This is a genomic window from Fluviicola sp., assembly GCF_030151805.1.
Classification (GTDB): domain Bacteria; phylum Bacteroidota; class Bacteroidia; order Flavobacteriales_D; family Crocinitomicaceae; genus Fluviicola.
On record NZ_JASLCN010000304.1, the window covers coordinates 1 to 3,329 of the forward strand.

Sequence of the window (3,329 nt, forward strand, 5' to 3'; positions counted from 1 at the left end):
TGAAAACAACAAAATATCTACAAACCAAAAAGGGAGTATTAAAAAAAAACAAATAAAATAGACTCTGATTGAACCTTGAAGGGTGCTAAAGGCCGTGAAAACTTCCTTCATATGAATAGTAGTTAATGTTGAATCAAATGAAATGATTTATATTGAATAAATCAAATAGAAATCCAAATCTGTCTAATCAAGAAGCCCAAATTACCCAATAAAAAAAGGCTTACAAAAATGTAAGCCTTTCGTAACCTCATCAGGATTAAAGATCATTCGCCAGTACGTGCATTGGATAAAATGCTCGATTAGATTAAGTGAACAAATTCCAGTAAGAATATCTTAAGGTTCAGATATTACTTTAACTCACCAAGGATCAAATCAGTTAGACTTCTGTTTGGTAATTGAAGGAATTGAAATTGCTCGTTTAATTTCTTCCACCGAAACAATTTGATTGTAAAACTAAGGTGATACTCCAATTGATACGGACCAATAAATTTGACTCCCTTATTTTCAATTTGAATATCCCAATCAATAAATCCAGCCTGTTTCAATTCATGTAATTTAACAGCAAATTGATTTCTGATGCTTTCATCCATGTTTACAATCACTTCATCAGAATACTTAAGTTTTACCTTATCATTTTTTTCTGCTTCTATATGTGCTTTGACTTTGTCATTCAATTCGGGAATGCACTGTTGTGGAATGTCAATATTTTTCTCTAACCATAGATGCTTTAAAGTCAGATCATCAGTCATTGGGGCAATAATTTGTGCTAAGATGTCTTTTGATTCATCTCCAAGCAAAGCCAATTCCGATGATATTTCATTTAAAATCAAAAGATTACTAGCTACATTTCTAAAACTTGTAATTGAATTAAGATAATTTTTAATCAAAATGAAATTACCCTTATCTGAATCAGTCAACTTATAATTTATAGAATTGACTATTTGTCTAAAATTAATGAAATCTTCATTTGCACTTTCCTCAAATACAGAACGGTTGCCCAACCACAAAAAGTCGATTAGTTTTACATAACCGAAATTATTAATCAATATGTTTTCTTCATGTAAATCACCATGCCTTATCTCGTAGTGATGGGCTTTATCCATCCCTCGAGATAACTGTGATAAAAAATCAATCGCAAATTCTAACGAAACATTGGTATTTGATTCAAGGAAAGTTCCCAAGCTTTGTCCCTCAATAAAGTCCATTACATAACAGCTTTTATCTCCGGTACCGAAGTTTCCCGAAGCTAAAAAATATACTGTGGCAATTTCTGGTTCTGCAGACAACAGTGCAAGTTTCTTAAACTCTGCGATCAAGTAATTATCTGATTCATCTGGATAATCAGCTATGAATTTTGCAATAAGTTTTTTCTTAGTGATTGTGTCTTCGAACTGATATGTAACTTCTTCTTTTAAACAACGTGCACTGGTTAAATCAATGGTTTTTATGTTTCTTAGATCTATCATTTTCAAATGTGAATTAGCAATTTAGGTTTCCTTTCTACTTTAACAAAGCTAATATAGAATCTCAAATACACAATTTACTACAAATCACTTCCACACTCAATCCTCACACTCACACTGAAAAGAAAAAGCACACAAAAAAGTGTGAGTGTGAGAGCGAGTATTGAGGGCAAAAAGAAAAAGCGAACTACTACCGTAATTCGCTTTTTCTTTTTGTGACCTCGTCAGGAGTCAAACCTGAAACCTTCAGAGCCGTAATCTGATGCTCTATTCAATTGAGCTACGAGGCCGTTATATTTACTCTTAACAATCTTCGAATGTGAAGAGAAACTTGCTATTTCAATCCTTTTGCTCTATTCTCCCGATAGTTATCGAGATGAGCTACGAGACCTTTTCGCGTTGGTATTACTACCGTATTGCGGGTGCAAAGATAGGTGCTTTTTTTGGTTTTGCAAGCAATTTCTTTGCTTTTTTTTGAGTTCTGTGAAAAAGAACCGAAAGGATTTGTCCGAATTTACTGAATTTCAGCTGTTATACCTCTTTCCAATAATGCCGTACACATGGGTTCCAATTTCTCGTATTCACCTCTTTTTACCTGGCATTTTCCATTGAAATGAACAATATAGGTACATTGAACAGCTTGTTCAACTTCGTGCTTGCATACTTTGATCAATGATTCGATTACATGATCGAACGTATTGAACTCATCATTGAATACAACTAAATCCTTCTGGTCTGTCAAAAGCTCTAAAACTTCTGTTTCGTTCTGTTCAAGTGTTTGCATCTGTTCTCAATTGTTTTACAAAGTTAGTACATTTTAAGAAGACTATTCCGATTTAATTCTCGCTCCCTGAGCTCTGAATTGTGTTTCCAGCAACCTGCGCTCTTCTTCCCCGTCCACGGTCATTGAAATTTCAATGGAAGAAGGGCTTGTTTTTACTTCATATGGAAGTGTCAAACGAAGAATCCAGTTTGCCAGCGAACCCGGAATTTCCTTTTTGTCCCATACTCCTACAACCAAATTCTGATTCGGTTCATTTAGTTCCTCTTTCGTTGCCGGAGTTTTCACCAACGTATCAAAAACGACCGCATTATTGACCAATTTAGGCAACGTTTCGGCTTTCAGGGTTTTAATTCTCAAATCTGACTGGTCAAAATAGAAATCTCCCTGAACACGCAGCTGATTCATCAGTTTTCGCGGATATTCCGGGTAAGTCTCCTGCGAAACAAGCACGTATTCTTTCACGGCTTTCTTCTCTACCCGCGGATTTTCTTTCGCATATTCCTTTGCTACCTGCTCGTTCACCGGAACCTCCTGAACTTTCGGTAATTCCTGCTCTTTAAACAGAATGGCTTCTCCCTCTGTTTCCAGCAGGCGCTTTGCTTCCTGTAAGGAAATACGTTCGCCATTGTAATATGCCGTAATAAACGCATCTGAAACACCTTTTTCAATCACATCCGCCTTCTTAGGCCGTGCTTCGTCAACCGAGCGGAAAGTTCCCGTGGAATAACGGATCTGTCCATTTTCCAAACGACGTGTTACCAACGGGTCAATGTCGTGCAATTGTTCTTTTGTAGCCGGACGATTGTATACTCCAACCTGAACCGTATAGAACAATCCTTTGATCTCTTCTATCGCAATAGCGGAAACCGCTCCCGGAGCTTTGTTGTAATCACTGACTTTCGGTTCGGTTTTGTATTTCGCAATCGTATCTGCCGGAAGCTGCGCAATCGTATTTTGAATCACTTCCATTACAATGGAATCCTGGCGCATCGGTTTACACAAACCTTGCTCTTCTAATTGTCGTGCCTCAGCCAGGGAAATGCGTTTTCCATCACAATAAGCCACTACGAATGCATCTTTGT

2 protein-coding genes, 1 tRNA gene and 1 pseudogene are annotated in these 3,329 nt (G+C 36.9%); all 4 read right to left on the reverse strand.

All coding sequences use genetic code 11. The annotated features are described in order from the left end of the window. Window positions 1-347: 347 nt before the first annotated feature. Window positions 348-1,466 carry a protein kinase gene (locus Q1V93_RS11660; RefSeq protein WP_300664883.1) on the reverse strand — a complete coding sequence of 373 codons (1,119 nt, stop codon included), beginning with the start codon at window positions 1,464-1,466 and terminating at the stop codon, window positions 348-350. Window positions 1,467-1,679: 213 nt separating this feature from the next. Continuing rightward, window positions 1,680-1,753 (reverse strand) — tRNA-Arg (locus Q1V93_RS11665). A 224-nt stretch (window positions 1,754-1,977) separates the two neighbouring features. After that, entirely contained in the window at window positions 1,978-2,247 is a 270-nt protein-coding gene (locus tag Q1V93_RS11670; protein ID WP_300664885.1) for an ATP-dependent Clp protease adaptor ClpS, read from the reverse strand. Between the two features lie 42 nt (window positions 2,248-2,289). Then, window positions 2,290-3,329 (reverse strand): annotated as a pseudogene (locus Q1V93_RS11675) (hypothetical protein); the annotation flags it as partial.

Bases quoted from the DNA above. Each gene is read 5' to 3' on its own strand.
- Q1V93_RS11660 (WP_300664883.1), bottom strand. From the start codon at position 1,466: ATGATAGATCTAAGAAACATAAAAACCATTGATTTAACCAGTGCACGT.
- Q1V93_RS11670 (WP_300664885.1), bottom strand. From the start codon at position 2,247: ATGCAAACACTTGAACAGAACGAAACAGAAGTTTTAGAGCTTTTGACA.